Annotated in this window: 25 protein-coding genes; 13 read left to right on the forward strand and 12 right to left on the reverse strand. The window is 59.9% G+C overall.

Translation table 11 applies throughout. The features are described 5' to 3' along the window. Nucleotides 1-92 precede the first annotated feature (92 nt). Nucleotides 93-494, reverse strand: coding sequence for a hypothetical protein (locus tag MX571_RS20730; RefSeq protein WP_247421088.1), 402 nt, complete (start codon nucleotides 492-494; stop codon nucleotides 93-95). A gap of 294 nt (nucleotides 495-788) precedes the next feature. Beyond that, on the reverse strand, nucleotides 789-1,322 hold the full coding sequence (locus MX571_RS20735) for a hypothetical protein (RefSeq protein WP_247421090.1): 534 nt from the start codon (nucleotides 1,320-1,322) through the stop codon (nucleotides 789-791). 192 nt (nucleotides 1,323-1,514) lie between these two features. Between MX571_RS20735 and MX571_RS20740 the strand changes: the two genes are divergently transcribed. The 7 genes from MX571_RS20740 to MX571_RS20770 all read left to right on the forward strand — a co-directional run bounded on the left by MX571_RS20740 (nucleotide 1,515) and on the right by MX571_RS20770 (nucleotide 7,873). After that, nucleotides 1,515-1,886: a hypothetical protein gene (locus MX571_RS20740; protein WP_247421093.1), complete on the forward strand. Its 372-nt coding sequence runs from the start codon at nucleotides 1,515-1,517 to the stop codon at nucleotides 1,884-1,886. 138 nt (nucleotides 1,887-2,024) lie between these two features. Further along, on the forward strand, nucleotides 2,025-2,858 hold the full coding sequence (locus MX571_RS20745; RefSeq protein WP_247421096.1) for a hypothetical protein: 834 nt from the start codon (nucleotides 2,025-2,027) through the stop codon (nucleotides 2,856-2,858). Between the two features lie 131 nt (nucleotides 2,859-2,989). After that, nucleotides 2,990-3,802, forward strand: coding sequence for a hypothetical protein (locus MX571_RS20750; RefSeq protein ID WP_247421105.1), 813 nt, complete (start codon nucleotides 2,990-2,992; stop codon nucleotides 3,800-3,802). 531 nt (nucleotides 3,803-4,333) lie between these two features. Continuing rightward, nucleotides 4,334-4,624, forward strand: coding sequence for a hypothetical protein (locus MX571_RS20755; RefSeq protein WP_247421108.1), 291 nt, complete (start codon nucleotides 4,334-4,336; stop codon nucleotides 4,622-4,624). 129 nt (nucleotides 4,625-4,753) lie between these two features. After that, nucleotides 4,754-5,191 (forward strand): hypothetical protein, encoded by a 438-nt coding sequence (locus MX571_RS20760; protein WP_247421111.1) that lies wholly within the window; start codon nucleotides 4,754-4,756, stop codon nucleotides 5,189-5,191. Between the two features lie 593 nt (nucleotides 5,192-5,784). Continuing rightward, entirely contained in the window at nucleotides 5,785-7,188 is a 1,404-nt protein-coding gene (locus MX571_RS20765) for a bifunctional metallophosphatase/5'-nucleotidase (protein WP_247421116.1), read from the forward strand. A 100-nt stretch (nucleotides 7,189-7,288) separates the two neighbouring features. Continuing rightward, nucleotides 7,289-7,873: an NUDIX hydrolase N-terminal domain-containing protein gene (locus tag MX571_RS20770; protein WP_247421119.1), complete on the forward strand. Its 585-nt coding sequence runs from the start codon at nucleotides 7,289-7,291 to the stop codon at nucleotides 7,871-7,873. A gap of 130 nt (nucleotides 7,874-8,003) precedes the next feature. Here the strand turns inward: MX571_RS20770 and MX571_RS20775 are convergent, their stop codons facing one another. Then, nucleotides 8,004-8,198, reverse strand: coding sequence for a multidrug transporter (locus MX571_RS20775; protein WP_247421122.1), 195 nt, complete (start codon nucleotides 8,196-8,198; stop codon nucleotides 8,004-8,006). A 113-nt stretch (nucleotides 8,199-8,311) separates the two neighbouring features. Here MX571_RS20775 and MX571_RS20780 point away from each other — a divergent pair, with 113 nt between their 5' ends. Then, on the forward strand, nucleotides 8,312-8,665 hold the full coding sequence (locus MX571_RS20780; RefSeq protein ID WP_247421126.1) for an ArsR/SmtB family transcription factor: 354 nt from the start codon (nucleotides 8,312-8,314) through the stop codon (nucleotides 8,663-8,665). Next, a complete protein-coding gene (locus MX571_RS22940) occupies nucleotides 8,662-8,970 on the forward strand; it encodes a DUF7521 family protein (RefSeq protein WP_438267251.1) in 309 nt (102 codons plus the stop codon). Before MX571_RS20780 ends, MX571_RS22940 begins: the two co-directional genes overlap by 4 nt. A gap of 52 nt (nucleotides 8,971-9,022) precedes the next feature. On the opposite strand, the gene MX571_RS20785 is transcribed toward MX571_RS22940, so the two are convergent. Next, on the reverse strand, nucleotides 9,023-9,799 hold the full coding sequence (locus MX571_RS20785; protein WP_247421128.1) for a class I SAM-dependent methyltransferase: 777 nt from the start codon (nucleotides 9,797-9,799) through the stop codon (nucleotides 9,023-9,025). Between the two features lie 150 nt (nucleotides 9,800-9,949). On the opposite strand from MX571_RS20785, the gene MX571_RS20790 reads away from it, so the two are divergent. Together MX571_RS20790 and MX571_RS20795 are read left to right on the forward strand one after the other, a co-directional pair. Next, nucleotides 9,950-10,408 carry a hypothetical protein gene (locus tag MX571_RS20790; protein WP_247421131.1) on the forward strand — a complete coding sequence of 153 codons (459 nt, stop codon included), beginning with the start codon at nucleotides 9,950-9,952 and terminating at the stop codon, nucleotides 10,406-10,408. A 118-nt stretch (nucleotides 10,409-10,526) separates the two neighbouring features. Next, nucleotides 10,527-11,057, forward strand: a complete 531-nt coding sequence (locus MX571_RS20795) for a hypothetical protein (protein WP_247421134.1) — start codon at nucleotides 10,527-10,529, stop codon at nucleotides 11,055-11,057. Nucleotides 11,058-11,242: 185 nt separating this feature from the next. Here MX571_RS20795 and MX571_RS20800 read toward each other — a convergent pair whose 3' ends face one another. After that, a complete protein-coding gene (locus MX571_RS20800; protein ID WP_247421135.1) occupies nucleotides 11,243-12,094 on the reverse strand; it encodes a DNA-binding protein in 852 nt (283 codons plus the stop codon). Between the two features lie 583 nt (nucleotides 12,095-12,677). On the opposite strand from MX571_RS20800, the gene MX571_RS20805 reads away from it, so the two are divergent. Together MX571_RS20805 and MX571_RS20810 are read left to right on the forward strand one after the other, a co-directional pair. Then, nucleotides 12,678-13,205 carry a hypothetical protein gene (locus MX571_RS20805; protein ID WP_247421137.1) on the forward strand — a complete coding sequence of 176 codons (528 nt, stop codon included), beginning with the start codon at nucleotides 12,678-12,680 and terminating at the stop codon, nucleotides 13,203-13,205. Nucleotides 13,206-13,207: 2 nt separating this feature from the next. Beyond that, nucleotides 13,208-14,440, forward strand: a complete 1,233-nt coding sequence (locus tag MX571_RS20810) for a restriction endonuclease (RefSeq protein WP_247421139.1) — start codon at nucleotides 13,208-13,210, stop codon at nucleotides 14,438-14,440. Between the two features lie 92 nt (nucleotides 14,441-14,532). Here MX571_RS20810 and MX571_RS20815 read toward each other — a convergent pair whose 3' ends face one another. From MX571_RS20815 to MX571_RS20845, 7 genes are all read right to left on the reverse strand, one after another. Next, nucleotides 14,533-15,033 carry a PIN domain-containing protein gene (locus tag MX571_RS20815; protein WP_247421141.1) on the reverse strand — a complete coding sequence of 167 codons (501 nt, stop codon included), beginning with the start codon at nucleotides 15,031-15,033 and terminating at the stop codon, nucleotides 14,533-14,535. Further along, nucleotides 15,030-15,617: a DUF7437 domain-containing protein gene (locus MX571_RS20820; protein WP_247421143.1), complete on the reverse strand. Its 588-nt coding sequence runs from the start codon at nucleotides 15,615-15,617 to the stop codon at nucleotides 15,030-15,032. The genes MX571_RS20815 and MX571_RS20820 overlap by 4 nt, the downstream gene beginning before the upstream one ends. A gap of 56 nt (nucleotides 15,618-15,673) precedes the next feature. Beyond that, the gene (locus MX571_RS20825) at nucleotides 15,674-16,540 is read right to left on the reverse strand and encodes an ArdC-like ssDNA-binding domain-containing protein (protein ID WP_247421145.1); all 867 of its coding nucleotides are present in this window, start codon (nucleotides 16,538-16,540) and stop codon (nucleotides 15,674-15,676) included. Nucleotides 16,541-16,828: 288 nt separating this feature from the next. Further along, nucleotides 16,829-17,704: a hypothetical protein gene (locus MX571_RS20830; protein ID WP_247421164.1), complete on the reverse strand. Its 876-nt coding sequence runs from the start codon at nucleotides 17,702-17,704 to the stop codon at nucleotides 16,829-16,831. Beyond that, the gene (locus MX571_RS20835) at nucleotides 17,701-18,651 is read right to left on the reverse strand and encodes a winged helix DNA-binding protein (RefSeq protein WP_247421168.1); all 951 of its coding nucleotides are present in this window, start codon (nucleotides 18,649-18,651) and stop codon (nucleotides 17,701-17,703) included. Before MX571_RS20835 ends, MX571_RS20830 begins: the two co-directional genes overlap by 4 nt. Before the next feature lie 420 nt (nucleotides 18,652-19,071). After that, nucleotides 19,072-19,356, reverse strand: a complete 285-nt coding sequence (locus MX571_RS20840; RefSeq protein WP_247421171.1) for a DUF433 domain-containing protein — start codon at nucleotides 19,354-19,356, stop codon at nucleotides 19,072-19,074. A 67-nt stretch (nucleotides 19,357-19,423) separates the two neighbouring features. Then, nucleotides 19,424-19,903, reverse strand: coding sequence for a hypothetical protein (locus tag MX571_RS20845; protein ID WP_247421173.1), 480 nt, complete (start codon nucleotides 19,901-19,903; stop codon nucleotides 19,424-19,426). Between the last annotated feature and the right edge of the window lie 416 nt (nucleotides 19,904-20,319).

Consider the following 20,319-nt stretch of genomic DNA (forward strand, 5'->3'; position numbering starts at 1 on the left):
GTGTTGGTAGTTGATACTTGTCACTGACGGCGTGCATCGTTTGCCGCAAATGATAGACTCAGAGCGTGAGTGTATCAATTCGAGCTGGTAGATTACGACTCGGCTGACGAAGTGCTCTCGGTGTTCTCACGCTGTCGCTGCTCGTCGGTTGGAACTTCGGTGAATAGATACCGCGTATCGTCCGTCTCTGCGTATATCTTCAGATTCTGCTCACGGCGCAGTCCATCGACTTCAAGCTCGGCACCTTCGGTGGAGAGGATGTGCTTCTCAGAGGGACCAGATGCGTTGGTCACCTCCGCCACGAGTTGGGTAGCATTGCCTAAGCTATCGACCGTCACTGACGCGGTACATGGAGGGTCCTGTAATTCAATGCAGTTGTACTCAGAACTCACCGCAATCATGTCCTCCGAGTCGTCTCCTGTCAGTCCAGACGCTCCCGAACAACCAGCGGTGGCGGCTGTCCCAATCAGGGCGAGGAGGGCGCGACGTTTCATACGGTCCATCAGCCAACGAGTGGTAAATATCTTCTGTGAGGAATGATACACTCGCGGCACGAGTCTATCAGCTGTATCACACTGGAACAGCATGGAAAAAAGTCGGCGAACTGGTCGCGCCAGCAACCTCGATGGGGGCCGGTGGTCCACGACGACTCGGGGTGGCGATCGGAGGGTCAGTTCTGAACGGTGCCAGGCGTCGGCTCGGCAGAGGTGGATATTGCATTGTCGAGAGCCGATTTTCTTTCACCGTAACTCGACTGATTCAACTGTTAGATGTGTGCCGCGAGTGTATCACTCTGCAGTCAGTGTCGCCCTCTGTGTTGTCTCGGGACCATCGGCTGAGCGCTCGGTGACGCGAATCGTCTCGACAGATGTCTCCGCCGTCGAGATGACGACTTCGTACAGACTGAAGGCCATGTCGCTGTAACACGTTCGTGGTGCAGGTTCCTTGGTTGTTGGCGCGATAACGAGTCGGAGGTCGTTCTCATCGGTCACGCTCAGTTCCTCAACACCGATTTGCTTGCAACTGCTCGACCCATAGTACGTTCCACCGGAAACACTGATTGTGCCGCTGTCGTCCCGATAGGCGGTAATAGTGGGCGGAGCCTCGGGAGTCTGGTCGCTGCCTGAAGACGGCTCCCACTGAGAGAGACAGTAGGAGAGGTCGCCCCCATCCGTATCCGTCCGTGATGGTGAGCAACTCGGTGTCCCTGTTGGAGTCGCAGGACGAGGCTCGGCAGGTGAGTCTGAGCCGATAGAGTCGATGCACCCCGAGAGTCCAGCGATACCCGCTGAAATCGAGGCAAGGAGGGCACGGCGGTTCATACACTGACCTTCTTTCTGTCCGATAAGTACTTTCGGGGTGGCCGAATGTTAGACCCACGCTCTACGTCTCTCAAACGGGTCAAGTGAAAGATGCGTGCCGCGAGTGTAACCTCAACGTTGGGGAGAAACACGCACCGAAAATCACGGTTACCAGCCAACGATTTATTGGCATTCGTATTGTCAGTTACAGGGATGACTGATATCAAATCCCTCGCTGTCGGCGGTTTCGCTGGAGTGGCGGTTGCTGGTATCACCTACGTCGACGGAGTAGAGAGCCTGCAGCTGGTGGTGTGTCTTGGTCTTGTCTGGGCGTTCGCTGGCTGGTCGTTGACACGGAACCGTCGCCTGCTGAGAGACGCTGATGCGCTCCCCTCAGTGCTGTACGCACTCTTAGTGGTTGGTGTCCCATTCTTCGGAGTGCATGCCGACCTCGCGCTCAGCGGACTTCGGGAGCCATTGATGTTCCTCACGATGGGTGTGGCAGCGGCAGGTATCGGACTGGGCGCGGAGATAAGTGCCCCGACCGAACAGGAACGGACCACGACTGTCGCCACCGCAGACTGACGTCGAATACGTCGTAGCGACAGACTCACGCTCTACGTTTCTCAATCGGGTTAAGTGATAGACGTGTGCCGCGAGTGTATCAGTTCGACCAGTTTGCGTGGAGAACTCTTTTACAACTAGTAAGTGTCACGTTCTGATATGCGACGTGCCCTCCCCCTCGCAGTGGTCGCCCTCGTCTGTCTCGCTGGGTGTGGTGGCCTCGTCGGTGATGGCTCAAGTCCTGCCTCCACCTCGACCCCTGCCGACGTACCGACCGATTCTCCTCTGGTCAACCCGCCTCCCGGACTCTCCGAGGACGGCGTCACCGGCGTACAGACACTCGTCGATGCCCACACCGACGCACTCGACAACCGGAGTTTCACCGAACGGAGGAGCGACCGACTGCTGGCCGCGAATGGCACGACCCTCGCGGCGACCAACAGTACGGGGCGCGTGAACGACGCCCACGACCGAGCGGCGACGTCGTATCGACTCACCGGCATCCCGGCATCGTCCGAACGGTACGTCCCGTGGTTCGACCAGTCGGTGACTCGTCTCGACCAGTGGTACAACGGGAGCCAGTTCGTCCTTCGTGGCGACGGACCCAACGGAACGATGTACGCGTCCGTTCCGCCGCTCGGCACGCCGACGTGGGGCCCGACAACCGCTCTTGAGCGTTTCTACTACGCCGCCGAGTCGACGAGGGTGTCGAGCGAGAACGGCAGCATCGAGGTGCAACTGGACGGCGTCACGGGCAACTGGTCCATTGCGAGAGTCTCCGTTACCGTCACCGACGGGACGGTCACCGTGACGATGACCGATGACGGCCGCGTCACACAGTACCGAACTGAGTTCACTGGAACCTTAGAGAGAGCACCGAACACGACCGTCGAGGGTGAACAGGTGGTCGAGTACACCGCTGTCGGTGAGACGACCGTCGACCGCCCGGAGTGGGTCGACAGTGCCCGGAATGCGACGACCACCATCAACTGATACACTCACGCTCTAAGTCTATCATTTGACGGGTGCCTTGTTGGAGACAGGAGTGTCGATGATGCGAGAGAGGTAGCCACGCCACAATCGTTTGGCGAACTGATAAGAGTATAACCAGAGAATTGGTTCCTATGCGCTCCGCCCTCCCGCTTGCCCTTCTTCTCATGGTCGCCCTCGCTGGCTGTGGGGGGTTCATGGGGAGCGCCCCCGCCAGTACATCAGACAGTCCGACCCCAGCTGCCGTGCCGACCGACCATCCCCTTGCAAACCCGCCACCCGGTCTCACTGCCGGTGGTATTTCCGACCCGCAGACCCTCGCAGCAGCCCATCGAGACAGCCTCAACGCGTCGTCGTTCACTATTCAGACACACGTTCGTTGGCAGTACGCGAACGGAACGGAGGCACTCAACGTCACGACTCGGACGAACGTCGCAGCCACCCACCAGCAATGGCGGACCATCACTACGTCCCATCAGGTGCCGACCGAAACCGCGGTCGTCCAGTTCGATGAGTGGTACAATGGCTCTCACTCGTTCCAGCGGATACTGGTGAACAACACGACGGTGAGAACGGGAGGACCGACGTTCAGCCCGAACCAATCCGTCCCAGACCGGCAACGTAGCCTCGCGCTTGTGTACGCCAGTGCCCGCGACCCAACCATTCGGACAACGAACGGACTGATTCAAATACAGACGACGACCCCACCAACACGGACTGCCCTCACCGAATCGGGAGTCGAGAATGTGACCAACTGGACGTTGACTGCGACGGTGACCGATGACGGGCGCGTCACAGAGTATCGGGTGACCTACACAGGAACCGTCGCTGAACTACAGGGCACGAGAGTCACCGGAGAGACTGTCGTTTCGTTTGTCGTCCCTGCTGAGGCAGGTGTGGACCGCCCCGATTGGGTCGCGCGGAACACGACGGCCACAGCTGCGTAGGTGAGAGACTCACGCTCTGTATCTATCGAACACGCCGAACGAAGGACTCGTGCCGCGAGTGTATCATCCGCCAGTCCCCAAAGCGTACCGAAAGCTTATACGAAAACGTATCAGTTTATCTGGGACATGGCTCCGTCATGGTCCCGACGCGGTATCCTCCGACTCAGTGGGGCAGGGGTTGCACTCCTTGCAGGCTGTGCGAGTGACCAACCGGCTGGTAATCAGTCCTCCATCAACTCTCTACCTTCCGAAACGACGGCGGCGACACGTCCGCCCACATCACCGACGAGTACGCAGACCTCCGAACCCACGGCATCATCAACCCCTGAGGAGGTTCCGGTCGTCACACCGCCAACGTGTGACAGCAGTCTCACTCGACTGGACCGCCCATCCGAGTCGGTCTCGTACAGTCAGGTCAACGGCTTCGAGTTGGCAGCGAGTGCCGATACGGTCGCACACGGCGAAGACATCGGGTTCACGCTCAAGTGGGTCGAATCGACTGGTGAAGACCCGGAGACGGGCAACAACGAGATGTTCACCATCGACTGGGAGACCGAGAACGGGTGGCAGTCGATTTATCGAATTCGGGACCCACCGAATGCGGGCTGGACCAGCCTCGCACACACTGCCCCATCGAACGAATCGCCACCAGTCACGTGGTTCGAGTGGTCATTTACCACGACCCAAGACGGGCTGGCTCACTCGACCCAGTTCAACGTGCCCTACGCCGTTTGTGAGCCGCTCTCCGCCGGAACGTATCGGTTTGTCTACTGGGGACTGGACGAAGCGGCACTCGGGTACAAATTCGAACTCACCGAATAGACCTGTGATACACCCACGCTCTACGTCTCTCGAACAGCCGAGCGAGCGACGCGTGCCGCGAGTGTATCGGTCAGTTCACAAGATGTGTGTACCCAGAAAAGATATACTCGCCAACTCACCAGTGTCCGTATGACTTCCCCTCTCTCCCGTCGGCGAGTATTGGCACTTGGTGCCACCGCGTCAGTGAGTGCTCTCGCAGGTTGTACTGACTATGTGTTCGGGGGACCACAGGAATATCTCCCCGTTGTCGTTGAGAACAACCACGACGAATTACACCGCATGATGTTTTCGGTAACCAGTGAATTCACTGGGGAGGTTGGGTCGTCAGAGTATTTTATCGACTGGAGACAGCTCAGCAGTGGTGAACAGTATCGGTTCGACGAAGGCGTTCCGTATACCGACTATAGCCCGATGCTCACGGCAATGGCGACGCTCGAAGACGGGACATTCGGGCGTGTCGAGTTCGAGTTCTACGAATTTGAGGAACTCCGATTCCGAGTGACGAGCGAGAAAACACTTGACATTGTGCCAGTACCAGCGGCTGATGGACAGCAGACACCGAATTGAGCTCGCTGCGTCCGGGCTCTCGGAATGTGCTGCCTACAATATTCCAATGGTAGACTCACGCTCTGAGTCTCTCAAACGGACCGAGAGCGACGCGTGCCGCGTGTATATCGTCTGCGACCCATCTCACAGACTATCGTGAATAGAGGATTTCACCCGGACAACCATCGCTTGGCTTTCGGCGATTCCGCAACCACAGTTCGGGCAATGTGACGGCTTCGTATCGTCTTGATAGCCGTACACACCGCCATCAAATCCGCACTCATCGCAATCGACACGGTACTCGCCCGGAACATCAAGGAGCCGTCTGATGACGTCCTCGTAGCTTTCTCCTCGTGCTTTCCGTGAGTGCAATTCGTCCGCCAGCTCGTTACTCGCTTGAATCGATGTCCGACCCATGAGAGCTGCGACGACGGCTATTCGTAAGTATCTATGGCCACTATAGAACTATAGTGACAGAGCGTGGCTGTATCGTTAGACCCACGCTCTGCGCCTCTCGAACGGGCTGAGTGAGCGACGCGTGCCGCGAGGCTAACAGTGAGCACTCAACTATCACGTCGAATGAATCTTGTACATTCGGAAATTTTAATGAATCAATGACCCTCCGTATCCTACACTACGCCGACGTTGAGAACGCCTATGACGATGCCAGCGGAATTGGACGGCTCGCTGGCCTCATCAAAGAGTTGCGTGATGAGGAGACCATCATCTGTGGCTCCGGTGATAATACCGGACCCGGCGTCCTCTCGGTCGTCACCAAAGGACGGCAGGCACTCGATTTCTTCGAGGCAGTCGACCCCGATGCTGAGACTTTCGGCAACCACGACTTCGACCACGGTCCCGAACACCTACTGAAGCTCGTCGACGAATCCCCTCAGCCATGGGTGTGTGCGAATGCGTTTCGAAACGGCGACCGATTCGCGGGTACGCAGGGTGCCGTCCCATGGACCATCATAGAGGCAGGCAACACACGAGTGGGCATCATCGGGGTTGCACATCCCGAGACTGTCGGCATCAACCCGTATGCGGGTGATGTCGAGTTTACCGACCCCGTCCCAGCCGTTGAGGAAGGGATTAGCACCCTCAGTGGGCGTGGTGTCGACCGACTCATCGTCCTGTCACACCTCGGCGACGATACCGACCTCGCCCGAGCGGTTGATGCTGACGTCATTCTCGGTGGGCACGACCACGACCGACTTGTCGACTGTGTCGCTGGGACGCTCGTCTGTCGGCCGGGTGGCAACGGTCGATTCGTACTCGAAGTGTCGTTCGAGGGAGAAGCCCCGACAGCTACACATCACTCGGTAGCTGATGGTCCACCGGATACCGAGGTAGCAACCGCGCTCCGCAATCGAGCGGAGGCAGCAGGACTCATGGATGTCGTCGGCACTGCCGAGACGCCAGTGGTGTGCGACATGATGGCCTCGAAACGGGGTGAGAGCAGATTGGGCAATCTCGTCACTGACGCCTTTCGGACTACAGCAGACGCGGACATTGCGGTGTTCGCCGCGGGTGGGTTCCGCCGCCGACCGCCGTTTGAAGGGACCGTCACAGCGTTCGACCTCGTAGGTGTCATGCCCTTCGACCGAGAGTTGGTCTCACTACGTGTTGATGGCGAAACGCTGTGTGATGTCTTTCGACAGCTCGCGCTCGCTCACTTCGACGACGCGCCTCACTGGTTCTTCGGCCACGTCAGTGGAGCGAGTATAGTGTGGGATGATGTGGCGAACGAACTTCGGTCCGCCCACGTGAACGGAGGTCCCATCGAATCGACCAAGCAGTACGATATCGCGACGACCGAGTTCCTCGTTGAGAACGACACGCTGTTCCCTGCATTCAGGCCGGACGATGTCGTCGAAGCGTATGGTCTCGTGTACGAGGTACTCGTGGAGTATGTCCGTACAGTAGGTCTCAACCCACGGCTGGAGGGGCGGATTCAACGACCGACCCTCGACCCGGAAACAGTTCCCGACCGGGACTGGCCATTCAGCCCCGAGTGATTCACCACGTTCCCAGTCTATCGAACGGGCCGAGTGAGCGACGCGTGCGGTGGGGCCTACGGCACGTAGCACTAAACACAGCCCAGCTGATAAGTCTGGTATGGACGCGCTCTCCCTCTACGACGAATTGCAAGCTATCGCTCGTGAAGGGCTCTACTACGCCGACGACCCGTACGATGAGGAACGGTACGAGCGAATCCTCGAACTCGCCTCAGAGGGGTATGGCGAGGCGCTCGAATTGCCAGCAAATCACGTTCAGGAAGAACTCACCGACGGCCTCGCTGTCCTGACCCCGTTTGTCGGGGTGAAGTGCGGCATCTTCGACGAACAGGGTCGGGCACTGATGATGAAGCGAGCCGACACGGGGGAGTGGGATATGCCGGGTGGAGCCGTGGACACGATGGAGTCGCCAGACGAGACCGCCGTCCGCGAGACGAGTGAAGAAACTGCTCTCGACGTTCGTGTCATCCAGCATGTCGGCGTCTACTACGTCCCCCCGAACAAGGCCGACCCCCATTCGAGTGTCATTCTTACGTATCTCTGCGAGCGAACTGGTGGCGACCTCACACTGTCCCATGAGGGGACTCAGCTGGAGTACGTAGACCCGACAACAAACGACAGACCATGGAGTCTGAGCACCGATGAGTGGGCGCTGGACCTTCGCTCAGCAAATGCCGGGCGATAGACCCACGCTCTACATCTCTCAAACGGACCGAGCGAGAGATGCGTACCGTGTAGGAAACGAAGGGCTGTGCTCAGTCACCGTCTCGTAATGGCTGGAAGCACTCAATGAGTCTTCTGTGAGTGCCTTGAGGTCAGCTTCGCACAAGCCGGTAGGTGACTCCCACTGCGACGACAGCGGCGACGAGGCCGACTATGAACGCAACCGGTTGATTGGCGAACGACTCTCCCCATCGCCAGTCGAGGAAGATGCGCCCACCAATAGCCACGATGACGAAGGCAATTCCGACTACTGTCCCGAGCGTCGAAGTGTCGCGTCGGAGGACCATGCGAGTGTCACTACAGTGGCCCATATTAACAACCCGGGGTCACGATTCCACGGCGTGGAACTGTGTCGTGGCGACTATATCTCGTCCGATAGATTGCTCTGGTGACGCGTGAAATGGGCACTGAGGACGAAGACGTTCGTGACATCGCGTCTCTCCTCGCAGATGAATGTACACAGACGATACTCACCGAAACCGTTACTGAGCCGATGTCAGCGAGGGAACTGAGCGACGTCTGCGACGTCTCCCCCCAGACGATTTATCGCCGATTGGACGGGCTTCTCGACCACGGCCTCGTAGAAGCGGAGACGAAACCAGACGCCGAGGGGCATCACTACAAGGTGTATACAGCGACGCTCGACCGGTTCGTTGTCGAGCTTACTTCGGAAGGACTTGAGCTCTCTATTTCACGCCGAAATCAGATGGCAGACCGGTTCACACGATTCGTCGACGAGGTTCGGGACCGATGACTCCACTCCAACTTACTCCAGCAGTTCAATCGCACATCGCACTCGTCCTGACGGTCACCTCCACAGTACTCGGGCTCGCCGTCGGGTACATCGCGTTACGCGGCTACTGGCGGAGTCGCAAACGCCCAATGTTGTTCATCGCGCTCGGGTTCTTCCTCGTATTCTGGACTCCGGTGTTACTTCTCATCGGTCCATATCTCGTCCCACTCGTTGGGGGGTTCGTCTATGGAATGCTCGGTGAGGTGAGTCAGATTCTCGGGCTCTTGAGCATCCTCTATGGACTGCGGATGCCACCCTCCCGATAATGCCGACAGTTCTCGACTGATAGCCCCACGCTCTACGTCTCTCGTTCAGGTTCTACGCTTTCTGTCCGACGAACAGTCCCATCGACTTCTGAATCTCCAATGGGCCGTCGTCGAGGTGGTCATCGGTTCGGTCGGCAAAGTCGGCGACCTGTTGACCGTCTACCTTCTGAAGCGAGGCGGCATATGCGACAAGCGGTTCGAGCTCCGGGACACGGAGGAACGTATCACGTTCGTACCTGTGGACAGTGTCGAAGTGGTGGGATAGCTGTTCCCCACCGTTTTCGAGCGTGAACGCTCCCTTGTCGGATGGCTCGTGGTCAGTCGTCGCCATCAGGAGCGCCCGGAGTTCACGCATGTTCGCCTCACCGTTCGTCGTTGCGAACAGTCGGCCTCCGGGCCGTAACACGCGGTGCATCTCCGAGAGTGCGACGTCACGGTCCGTGTGGTAGAGCATGTGGTTCGCGACGACAGTGTCAACGCTTTCGTCCGCGTACGGGAGGGACTCTGCGGGTGCCACGCCGACGGTCGCTTCGAGACCTGCATCGAGGAGCGACTCACGTGCGTCAGCGGCCATTCCCTCCGAGAAATCGGTTACCAGAAGCCTCCAGTCGTCAGGAATTCGGTCGGCGTTGTCCTGCCATAGCTTCGCGGTGCCACAGCCCACCTCGAACAGGTCGGCATCAGCTGGCACGGGGTCGTAGTGGTCGAACACCCACGGCCACCAGTCCCGGTCGGCGACCTCGTACGTCTCGTGAAGATGAATGCGTGCGCTCAGGTTCGCCCCATCTGCATACTGCTCGGCTAGTACAGCACGGTCACTCTCGTTCATGATTGCTCTCTCGTCTACCGTGTGAAAAATGGACTCCCGAGCTGATACACTCACGCTCTAAGTCTATCGAATGGGTGGAGTGAGCGATGCGTGCGACGAGTCTAACGGTTGACCGCAACACTTGTCAGTCATTACTACTCACCAGTGCTCATGTCCTCCTCTTCTCTCGCTCTCGCCGTCTACCTCCAGAGTTCGTCGTTCACTGGCTACCAGTCGGTAGAGACAGGCGTTCTCGTCGCGGCACTCGGTGCTGGACTCTTCAGCCTCGTTACGACGGCGCTGTTCGTCCTGCCACAACTTGAAATCGAGAAGGGAATCGTAGGAGCCGTCGCCGTGGCTGCATTCTTTGCATTGGTTCTCTTCGGCTTCGCGTTCGTCCCGGCAGTGCTGTTCTGTACGATGGGTCTCATGACACCACTCGCGCTGTGGCTGGTGGTTGCAGGCGGATACACCATCCACGGATGGAGTCTTCCCGGAGAAGGTCAGACGTTGGTTGGATTCGTCGTCGTGGTTCCAGTAATACTCGCTGTCCTCCTCGTCGCTGGTGGCATCGAATACGGCGTCCGAGTGTGGCTGAACCTTGCCCCACCGTCAGTGCCGTTCCTCTGACGATACACTCACGCTCTGAGTGTATCGAACGGCCCAAGTGAGCGACGCGTGCCGCGAGTGTATCAGTCCAATTTCGAGTTAGCAGAAGATACTTGCTCGCCAATAGGTAATGTTCCGTATGAAACGCCGTGCCCTCCTTGCCCTCTCTGGGGCTGCTCTCAGCAGCCTCGCGGGCTGTTCCGACGCAATCCCATTCGGTTCTGATGGGGCAGCAGATGCGACGACCGTCGAGCAACCGGGCTGTTCATCGTATAAGGTCGACCAGATAGTGAAACCCTCCGAGGAGACGTTGGGGGTCAATTACGAGGTGTCTGGGGAGCTTTCTGGCGATACCGACAGCTGGGAGGAGACGATTTCGCTGCAAAACACTGGGCGCTCACCAGTAGTCCTCACTGGCGACGGAGTTTTGTTCGAGACGGCCCGGAAGTACACGTTCAGCGAGTTCACGCTTATCCCGAGCGCGGAGGTCACGTTCATCACGTTCGGTGACCCGTCAGCATCAACCGCGACATCTTGTCCCAAATACGACTATGTACGTCGGATAGACCTTGAGGAACCTCTGTTACAGGACCAAACAGCACGCGTCGCGTTCTTAGAACTGGATGGAGGGCACTTGTTTGACACAGAGATTGAATTGCCCAGTTCGTAATGGTGCACACCCTCTACTCTGACTTGTAGTCGGGTCGGCCTATTCGATAGACTCACGCTCTGTGTCTAACAAAACCGGCAAACGATGCACGCCACCAGTGATCAGTGCGAAAGCCCGGCGGCCGTGGCCGCCCGGACCGTGGAGGTGGGTGGGGCGGTGGCTCGCGAAAAAAGAGCGCGACCGGCTTACGCCCACCAGCGCCCGCGCTCGGGGAAGACGATTCGACTCCATCCCGTCGCGACGAGCGAACACCGACCACGGTGCCAGCTCTTTTTGACGTTACAGAGGCGCACCACCTCACCCTCCGCGACGACGGGCTGATTCGAACGCTCCCAGACAGTGAACTTCGTTACCGCGCTCTTGTCGGCAATCAACCCGACCTGCTGGATGTTCGGCGTCGAGGGCTCCCACAGTTCGACGATCTCGCCTTCCACCGTCACCTCACCCACTGGGACCTCGGGCACCTCTGCGATGGGCACGATGACCCCTGAGATGCGCTTCTCATCCTCGATCGTCTTGAGGACGGCACTCCCCACGTCTTCGCCACTGACGACTCGCTCTGCAATCCGCCGCGCCACGACCGCTCGACTCTCACCGCCGCGCATCCGTTGATGGACGCGACTCGCCTGCCGATTCACCACGCCGAGCTCCGCGCTCGTCAAGTCTTCTTGGGGATGCATACGTTCCTCTCGCACTCGCCCACACGTCTCTTCAACCACCGCTCGCGTCCGCTCTGCGCGTCCTTCTTGCGTGCCGAACGTCGCCTGGGCGCTGATATGCGCCAACTCTTCCTCCCGCGCCCGGATGCACTCCTCCTGTTCGAGGGTCACGCCGTAGATCCGCTCCTCACCAGTGTCGACCATCCCGTCCGGGTGGTTCACGTCCACCTTTGCCTGGATCTCTTGTTCGACGGAGGCTCGGAGTTCTGGTGTCTCCTCGACCACATCAAAGCCGTCCTCGTCGACTTGCTCATCCGTCTGTTCGACGCCCTGTTCATCGACCGAAACCTCATTACTGAATACGTTCCTAGTTGCCATTGCAGACTCTGAAGGCGCTCTCTGAGCGTCCGACACTGCGGTGCTACTACATCGCAGTTTTCCATACACGACGACCCGACCAGTCACGACTGCGCGCTCGCTCGCGCCTTCGCGAGCGCCCCCGGGCGCGAGCGAGCGCGCTCTGCGGTGACCGGCACCCCAGAGCACCGCGCGGCGTCCGCCCGGAGCGAGCGGCCAGCGGAGTATGCGTCGCGGGGGGAGCGCAGTGACCCCCCGACGGATACCCGCTGGCGTCGAGGGCACACGCCCGGAATGGTGAGCGACGAACGGAGCGAACCACATGCCCGGACTGGTTGGTCGCGAGCGAACCGCGGGCCCGAGCACAGCGAGGGACCGCAGCGGAGGGCGGCACGCGCCGAGTGGGGCGGGCCGAACTGCGACTCACCGGACACCTCTCCACCTCGCCAGGGGGTCGTGAGGCTCTATCAGCAGGCGTTGGTCATCGAACCGAATCCAAACCAAATCTGAACCTGACTCGCACCGTCTAGACGAACGTAGTGAAATTCTCTCTGGGCGGAAAGTATTAGTAGATATGGTAGAATTAGTAGAACAGGTAGAAACGGTGACCACCGACAAGACAATCAAGGTCAGTGAGGAAGTACACGCGGAACTTGAGCGCCGAAAGCGGACCTCAAGGGCAGATAGCTTCGATACGGTTCTCAAGCAGGTACTCGAACTCGTGTCCACTCCCGATAGTGACACCCTCGGGGCGTACTTCCCGCTCGACGAACACCGGGAGGCAGCACAGGCCGTCATCGAACATATACGAACGCTTGGAACCCTCGATGAGTCAGTCACATCCAATCCAAGGTACCTCGGGACCAGCTACACGGAGGGACTGGAGTTCGAGAGCAAAGAGAGCAGTCGGACGATTGTCGCAATCGGATTTGACGAGACGACGTTCACCGTGTACTATCGCGGCCCGGGCAACGAATTCCGCCAGGTTGCCAGTGTCCGACACAATCGCGATGAGAAATCCGTCGAGTACGATAACTGTGCGTCCTCGAGTGGCTACTTCGATGACGATCTGTCGGGAGTTATCGAGGCCATCGATCAGAAGGTCGCGGGAGCACTTCGGCGGTGGTCCTGACCATGCCAGAGTCACTCACGACGCTCGTCGGCTACAACGGACGCATCGAGTTCGCCGAGGGCATCGCTCGACAGCACGGCTTCAGTGCAGGCGACGCACTTCGACTCCGAATGACCGAGGCGGCGACGCCATATGGCCGGACGACCACCGTTCCAGACGGACCGTTCGTCGTCGACCTGAATCACAATTCAGCGACCCGGTTCTCTCTTCGGAGTGATCTGATGGCGATGCACGACATCGAGGAGGACTCGCGCATCACGCTGGAGATTCAATCGCTCATCTCCGACGAGGGTGAGAAGGCAATCAGTGAATCCACGGGGAGTCCTGCTGTGGCGGGCGAGCCAACGACGTCACAGGTCAGCGGAGATCGGGTTCGATTCGCCGACGGGCTGACACGGCTCTACGACATCAACGCAGGCGATTCACTGCGCGTGACCCTCACAGATGTCCTTGACCGTTGGGGCGACGACAAGCATACGGGGCTTACAGAGTCGTTCGTCGTCGATACCCGCCACAACAACGCGACCCAATTCGCCCTTCCAAAGTGGGTCACCGATATCTACGACATCGAGAGCGAGGAATTCGTTCGATTCCGACTGCATCAACTCATCACGGATGATAACGCTCGACCGATCGGTATCGAGCGCCGTGAGTCAAGGCCACACGACCCGAAAACGATGACTCAGAGGCAATCTACCCCCACACCACCAGCATTCACGGGTGAAACGCGAGAACCGCTCGAGGAAGTCGTCGCCTGTGCGTTCGAGACGCTCGGATACGACGTGACGACGAATGCACAGTGTGACGCAACCGATGGCGGGTCACGAGAGGTCGATGTCTGGGCGACCCATCCGACTGCGGCGTTTGCAACGTACGTCTCCTGTAAGAACACGGAGCGACGAATCGGGCGGCCAATCATCGATGAGGAGGTCGGACGGATCGATGCGCTCTGTCAGCGCCCGCACGTGGTTGTCATCGTCGGGCCGGAGTTCGCCGATGGCGTCAAACAAGAGCTCGAATCGCGAGGGGTGATCGGCATTGAGACGGGACAGCAGGTGGATGCGGCGAATAAAGAAGCCATCTATCGGACCGTTCACGACCAGCTGGCCACATCGACGGTGGCACTGGGCGCTCCGGATTTTCAAGGACTGGCACAGCGCGCAGCGAGTCTCTCAGAGGAACTCACATCGCTTGCAGAGGGTGGTCCTGAACGACGCAGCAAGAGACACGGATAGCCGACGAGAGGGTGTCGACATCGGAACAGCAGATCGAATCGGACTGCTCATATTCAGCTTGAAGTGCCAGATGACGTACGCGACCGGCAAAGCTACTCGGTCAACTCATCGAGAAACCGAAACCCATCGATATACGTGAATGAGTCGCCGTACCCCTCGCTCGCGAAGACGGCCTCAGCACCCTCCCCAGCTAAACGGTCGGTCGTATAGATGAACGCCCGAGTCGCGGTCCCCTCGGCGAACGCGTGGGCGGCGAGGCCCGCGAGCGCAGCATCGGCCCGTTCGACCTCGTCGGCCGGTCGGTCGTCAGCGTTCGCTATATATCGCTGCACACCGTCCATCGTTCGCGAAACCAGTCCATGAGAGTACGTCAGGGGTTCCGCGACACGGGTCCATCCGTCCTGAATGGCGACGTCGACCGGGAGTGGGTCTGGACCGGACGCGTCAGCAGTCAGTTCCGCATAGACGCGTTCGGGAACCACGAACACGATGTCGTTACGCTGAGCGAACCGTCGAACGGCCCGATACCGCTCGTTCGAGGGCTGGCCCATCGCGAGAAACAGCCCCGTGTCGGCGATGTGGATGGCACTCACGCGTCGTCGGTGGCATCGCTGTTCTCGATTGCCGCGACCGACGCGCCCGACGCCTCGATGTCGTAGTGCTCGTGAACGACCGGGCGAAGCGCCTGCAGGATAAGCTCGGCTGCCAGTGGCGAGCACTCGAGATCTCGTGCCATCAGCCGGTGGGTCGTCTCCCCACGCTCACGGGCAACCGCGTAGGTCAGCGCCGTCGCGAGCCCGTCGATACCGTGGCGCTCGATGTACGCGTCGATGTCCTCGTCGCTCGTGCGCCGCGCGACCGCGTCGACGAGGACCGGGGTAATGGTGTACTCCCGATCGCCCGTTCGTACGGTCAGCTCGATGTCGCGGGCAATGTACCGTCGTGGCTGATCGTCGGTCGTCTGCTCGATGACACCGGCATCAACGAGCCGGTTGATGTAGCTGTACGCAGTCCCCTGTGCGAGCTCCAGTGCGTCGATGACCTCCTGGACGGTCGACTCTTCGTTCTGAGCGAGATGGGCGTACACACGAGCCAGCGGTGGCTCCTCGAGGAGGTCCGCGACCGAGAGGAACTCACGAACGACAGCACCGTTCGCGTTCGTCGACGTGCGTGACATGGCTGGTTAGTACAGATTACAGCGAATCGATAAAGAGTGTGTCGGTGGCGCTCCGATTAGGCATCGAACTGCCTCTCGATCGCCTCGATGAGCTCACGAGCGGTCCACTGAATCCGCCCGAGTCGCTCGTCGATAGTGTCGACAGCCCCGTCGCTCCACGCGGCGACGTACAACGCCGACGTACTGGCGTCGAGCCCGACGTACTGGGCGACGACGTACGCGACCGCCTCGGCTTCGACTTCCGTTGTCGACGTCGCATCGTCCGAGCGCTCAGCGTGGAGTTCAGCGTGGGCGAACTCATGGATCGTCGTCCGGGCCTGGTCGGCGGTGTTTCCGCGTTCCAGAACCTCGATGACCGGTGGGTCAGACATCGGGGCACAGACGCCCTTGGCCGATCCATGGGACCATTCGGCCTCGGGAACGAGCGAGTAGTCGTACCCCCGCTCCTGTGCAACGGCCGCCAGCGCCGGGGAGAGTGTCGACGCGTCCCCATGAGCAGCAATGTCCACCTCGGGCAGTGGGTCGCCCTCGGTCTGGGAGACGTCGAACACGGGGACGGGTTTGAACGCGACCACACCGCGCTCCCACTCGTCAGTCGGTATCTCGCTTCCTTCACACGCCGAGTCCGCACAGTACGACGGGCTGTTTCCACACGCAGGGCACTGTTTGGCCATGATCGGTGCCCAGATCCAGATGGCCTGCTCGCCCTTCTGGACCGTCCGGTCGAACTCCTCGCGCCACGTGTTGAACCCAGCCACGCGGGTCGCATCGGGTCGCTGGAGCGCGATGAGCAGCTGGTTCTGCATCGAGTACTCGTGAAACCGGCTCATCACGTCTAACCACTGCTGGAACTGTTCGTTCGTCTCAGCGTCGTCAACGCCCTCGCGCAACTGGTCGAGCCAGTCGTCGATGGCGCCACTCATCCGGTCTGCGCGGTCCTCAGTCTCCGAAAACGAGACACAGGCGGTGCTGTCGATTGTCGAGTGTTGTTGAGTCATCATTCGAGTCACGGGCACACCAATTCGATTGTTCAGCAGTGCCCCCTGCACCCCTCAGGGGCCGACAAACACCTCTTGCGGACGTACCGGTCCTTCAGCCAGTCGTTCCACGGCAGCAATTTCGTTGCGTTTTGTGGGGTAACGTCGAATCCGAACGGAGACGCGACGCCCGGTCAGAACAACACGTTGCCCAATGAACGTACCAGACAGCACTTACCTCTCATCGAGGTGGATTGACTCCCCATCGCGCTTGAGAACGTCCTTTGCAATGAGTCGGTCAATCGCTTCGTCGACGACGTCGCCCTGGTCGTCGGACAGCGCTCGCACATTCGCGAGGACTCGCTCTCGGATTGCCTCGGTATCGCTACTCCCATCGTCGACAGCCCCGAGGACAGTGTATTCGACTTCGAACTCCGTGGCGAACGCTGCGATACGAGTCGTGAACGTGCGTGGAAGTCCCGATAGTGAGGTCACTGCCATCTCGATCGTGAACAGTGGATGTGAGCGGTCACGTATCTGCCGCGCCTCTGTTGAGCCGGTGTTGAACGGTCGCTGGTTCTCGATTTCGCTCAGAATTACGTCGTAGTCCAGTCCACGCTGGGCGTATATTCGCATGTCTTCGATATCGCGTCGACGGCCACTCGCGAGGTCCCCGCCGGAGACCGCTTTCAGCAAGAACATATCCTCATCACTGAGGATGTATGCGGTGGCGTGCGTACCGGCCCAGAACTCCGCTGCCCGGTCGTGCATCGAGTCAGTAATCCACACCTTGCCGACGATTTGCTGCTCGAACAGGTCAATCTGGAAGCCGCGCGCTGCGTCACGAAGCTCGATGGTCGTCCCGACGCCCTCGAACGCCGCAGTCGGCTCGTCGACGATTGTGAATCCCTGCGATTGGAGCGCCTCACAGACGTGCTCAAACTCAGACACGATGCCGAGCGCCAGGTCGATATCTTCCGTCTGGTCTTTCAGTCCCTGAATCGTCATCGCAGATCCCCCGAGGAGATACACCGTCACCGACTCTGAGAGCCAACTGTCGAACTGTTCGAGAAACGCTTCGATCGCGTCGCCGCCAGAGAACACAGTCATGAGACACCGTACTGCTCTTTGAGCGCCGTGTATTCCGATTTGCTCGGGAGGACGACTGGGAGGTCCTCTATACCGTCGAACTCGCCGTGGAGTGGTCGATACATCGCATCAATCACGGGCGCCAGATCGTACCACGTTGCAGTCTCAGCGAGCGTCTCTTGTGCGATGCCGACGCTCTCGATCAGGAGCATCGCATAGCTGACGCGGCGGGACCCGCTATCGAGGACGAGCGTATGACACACCACCTCAGCAGGGGTGAGGTCCTCATCAGGGGCATACCAGAACGCGGGTTCGCCAGCGAGGAAGAACTGCAGACCGTACTCTTCGAACCGAGCGAGTCCGGTCAGTTCCCACTCGGAGTCCTCCCGTAACGTGGTGGTATCCGCAGCCGTCTGCACGCGGACGAGCGCCCGCTGTGGATCACACCATTCAACGGTTGCACTCGGAGCGACCGCCCGAACTCGTGTCCGGTGTTCGTGGCGCACGACAGCACGAGCGAACGCCAGCAGTGGCGAAAGATCCTCACTCAACGCGTACTCTGGCCCGGATGGGAAGAGCATCGCTCGATTCTTGAGCGGCGACAGCGCCTTGTGAACGCCTTGTCGCGTAATCATCAGCCGCGCTGCAATCTCAGCGACCCGACGCGGTTCGTCGAGGTACCAGCAGACCCGGAGGGTCGACGGCGAGAGGAGGTCAACCCAGGTGACGTGGCCGAGGTCCGACTGGAGAGTCCGGTATGCTTCGACGACTGGATGGTCGGTCACGTGGACCCGCCGCTGGTTGTTCGGACCGCGGCGCTCGGCGAGGAGCCCTGACGCCAGCAATTCATCCAGGACGTCATAGAGATGAACCCGCGAATATCCGCTCTCTTCGGCGAGTTCAGTTGCCGTCGCGTCACGACCGGTACTCAATGCGTCGATGACGGCGAGTCCGGCCTTGGAGAGCATCAGTGTCTACACTAACCCGCATTCGTATAAATACGTTTCTGGGTTTCGGTTGACGGAGAGATTATGTGGCGACATTTCTCCGGATATTTGAGCAGGGTGTCTCGAAACGCTGTGAGCGTCGCAACGGAGACGACAATCTGCTACTCGCTAGGAAATCCCTTGACGACGATGTCGTGGGGGACGCCGGTTGCGATGACGCTCGAAATGAGGACGTTCGTATCGAGAACCGCTCTCATTCATCAGCGCCCCGCGCATCGTGCACCAACTTGGTGACGTGCTCCATCGAGAGGTCGACCGACTCGGCGCGTTGCTCGGTCCAGAGGGACTTTCGGAGTTTGTCGCGAAGTGACGTGACGTCCTCCAGTGTGAACCCCTGCGATCACACAGGGGAGTCGTCGGCGAGAATCGACGGTGAGTGACTCACGAGTCGGAGGGATCGACCGGCTCTGGTGGGGAGAGCGCCTCCTCGCGCAGTCGATCGTCGAGCGCCTGCTGGCGGTGGCGGATCGCCCGCATCTCGTCGGGATGCCCATAGTAGTACGCGAGCGTGGTATGGACCTCAGCGAGCGAGAGATCCAACTGGTCGGCAGCATACTCCGCCGACTCCACCCGGGCGAAATCGACGATACGGAGGACGCTCACCCGCCGGCCAGCAAGCCGCGGCGCACCATCGAGGACGTCCTCGGTCGTGACGATCTCGGGCATATCCATCGCTACGGCCCCCGCCAGCAAACCGTTTGCGTCGGGGCCGATCAGACACACGATGTCCGCCTCACAACTGTCCTCCTGGGAGCCACCGGCAGACACTGACGAACCAGCACCGGAGTTGCCGACGAACCGCCGTCTGGAGGTCCCGCTGGAGGACGCCGACCTCGTCGTAGAACGTCCGCCGAGCGGCGGGCATCTCCCGCAGACAGGTCCCACAGTCCGCACAGACGAACTCGAGTTCGCCGCGCAGGTTGGCGCCGATCGACGCGAGCGCGCCGTGCTCGTCGAACGTGCGTGTCTCGTAGACGAGCTGTCTCGCCACGAACTGCCGGGCGTTACACTCGGGACACCGGGTGTATCCAAGGGGCTGTTGCTCGTCTCCCCCCAGTGTGTCCTCGTAACCGTCCGCACTCGATTCGCTCGACGCTTGCGCGTTCAGAGGCTCGTCTGTCGCCTCTCCGACCCACTCGTGGGCCTGCTCGCTCTCGAACGGGTTCGATGGCTCTGCCGCTGTGTCGCTGGTCGCTGTGTGGTTATTAGCCATGAGTACGAAGGCACGCAGGGTGCGCCCTCGCCGCTCGCGGGCGCGAAATACGCAGGGGTTACTCCGAGTCCTGGCCGACGAAGCGCCATGCTCGGCCCATGAACGAGTCCGTCGTGCCACTCTCAGCGTCCTCGTCGGTACCACCGCTTGCCTCACTGCTGCTGGCGGTGTCTCCGGTACAGGTGGCCACGCTATGGCTGCGCTGATCGGCGACGCATGCCGAGTCGTGGGGCCCTGGCGGTTCCGCCTCATCGAGCTCGTCCTCTCCGGCCGCGAGTCGGGTTTCGAGCGAGTCGAGCCGTTCAGCCTGTCGCTCGATAGTACCGGCGTGGCCTCTGCGTCGGGGGCATGCCATTCACGAGGTGGAGCGATAGCGCCGTGATGGCAATCCCGAGGAGGATTTGTGGTTCGAAGAT

This window comes from Halomarina salina (assembly GCF_023074835.1).
Taxonomy (GTDB): Archaea; Halobacteriota; Halobacteria; order Halobacteriales; family Haloarculaceae; genus Halomarina; species Halomarina salina.

Excerpts from the sequence above, each read along its gene's own strand:
- MX571_RS20730 (WP_247421088.1), bottom strand. The coding sequence starts at position 494 with ATGAAACGTCGCGCCCTCCTCGCCCTGATTGGGACAGCCGCCACCGCT.
- MX571_RS20735 (WP_247421090.1), bottom strand. The coding sequence starts at position 1,322 with ATGAACCGCCGTGCCCTCCTTGCCTCGATTTCAGCGGGTATCGCTGGA.
- MX571_RS20740 (WP_247421093.1), top strand. The coding sequence starts at position 1,515 with ATGACTGATATCAAATCCCTCGCTGTCGGCGGTTTCGCTGGAGTGGCG.
- MX571_RS20745 (WP_247421096.1), top strand. The coding sequence starts at position 2,025 with ATGCGACGTGCCCTCCCCCTCGCAGTGGTCGCCCTCGTCTGTCTCGCT.
- MX571_RS20750 (WP_247421105.1), top strand. The coding sequence starts at position 2,990 with ATGCGCTCCGCCCTCCCGCTTGCCCTTCTTCTCATGGTCGCCCTCGCT.
- MX571_RS20755 (WP_247421108.1), top strand. The coding sequence starts at position 4,334 with ATGTTCACCATCGACTGGGAGACCGAGAACGGGTGGCAGTCGATTTAT.
- MX571_RS20760 (WP_247421111.1), top strand. The coding sequence starts at position 4,754 with ATGACTTCCCCTCTCTCCCGTCGGCGAGTATTGGCACTTGGTGCCACC.
- MX571_RS20765 (WP_247421116.1), top strand. The coding sequence starts at position 5,785 with ATGACCCTCCGTATCCTACACTACGCCGACGTTGAGAACGCCTATGAC.
- MX571_RS20770 (WP_247421119.1), top strand. The coding sequence starts at position 7,289 with ATGGACGCGCTCTCCCTCTACGACGAATTGCAAGCTATCGCTCGTGAA.
- MX571_RS20775 (WP_247421122.1), bottom strand. The coding sequence starts at position 8,198 with ATGGTCCTCCGACGCGACACTTCGACGCTCGGGACAGTAGTCGGAATT.
- MX571_RS20780 (WP_247421126.1), top strand. The coding sequence starts at position 8,312 with ATGGGCACTGAGGACGAAGACGTTCGTGACATCGCGTCTCTCCTCGCA.
- MX571_RS22940 (WP_438267251.1), top strand. The coding sequence starts at position 8,662 with ATGACTCCACTCCAACTTACTCCAGCAGTTCAATCGCACATCGCACTC.
- MX571_RS20785 (WP_247421128.1), bottom strand. The coding sequence starts at position 9,799 with ATGAACGAGAGTGACCGTGCTGTACTAGCCGAGCAGTATGCAGATGGG.
- MX571_RS20790 (WP_247421131.1), top strand. The coding sequence starts at position 9,950 with ATGTCCTCCTCTTCTCTCGCTCTCGCCGTCTACCTCCAGAGTTCGTCG.
- MX571_RS20795 (WP_247421134.1), top strand. The coding sequence starts at position 10,527 with ATGAAACGCCGTGCCCTCCTTGCCCTCTCTGGGGCTGCTCTCAGCAGC.
- MX571_RS20800 (WP_247421135.1), bottom strand. The coding sequence starts at position 12,094 with ATGGCAACTAGGAACGTATTCAGTAATGAGGTTTCGGTCGATGAACAG.
- MX571_RS20810 (WP_247421139.1), top strand. The coding sequence starts at position 13,208 with ATGCCAGAGTCACTCACGACGCTCGTCGGCTACAACGGACGCATCGAG.
- MX571_RS20820 (WP_247421143.1), bottom strand. The coding sequence starts at position 15,617 with ATGTCACGCACGTCGACGAACGCGAACGGTGCTGTCGTTCGTGAGTTC.
- MX571_RS20825 (WP_247421145.1), bottom strand. The coding sequence starts at position 16,540 with ATGAGTGGCGCCATCGACGACTGGCTCGACCAGTTGCGCGAGGGCGTT.
- MX571_RS20830 (WP_247421164.1), bottom strand. The coding sequence starts at position 17,704 with ATGACTGTGTTCTCTGGCGGCGACGCGATCGAAGCGTTTCTCGAACAG.
- MX571_RS20835 (WP_247421168.1), bottom strand. The coding sequence starts at position 18,651 with ATGCTCTCCAAGGCCGGACTCGCCGTCATCGACGCATTGAGTACCGGT.
- MX571_RS20840 (WP_247421171.1), bottom strand. The coding sequence starts at position 19,356 with ATGCCCGAGATCGTCACGACCGAGGACGTCCTCGATGGTGCGCCGCGG.
- MX571_RS20845 (WP_247421173.1), bottom strand. The coding sequence starts at position 19,903 with ATGGCTAATAACCACACAGCGACCAGCGACACAGCGGCAGAGCCATCG.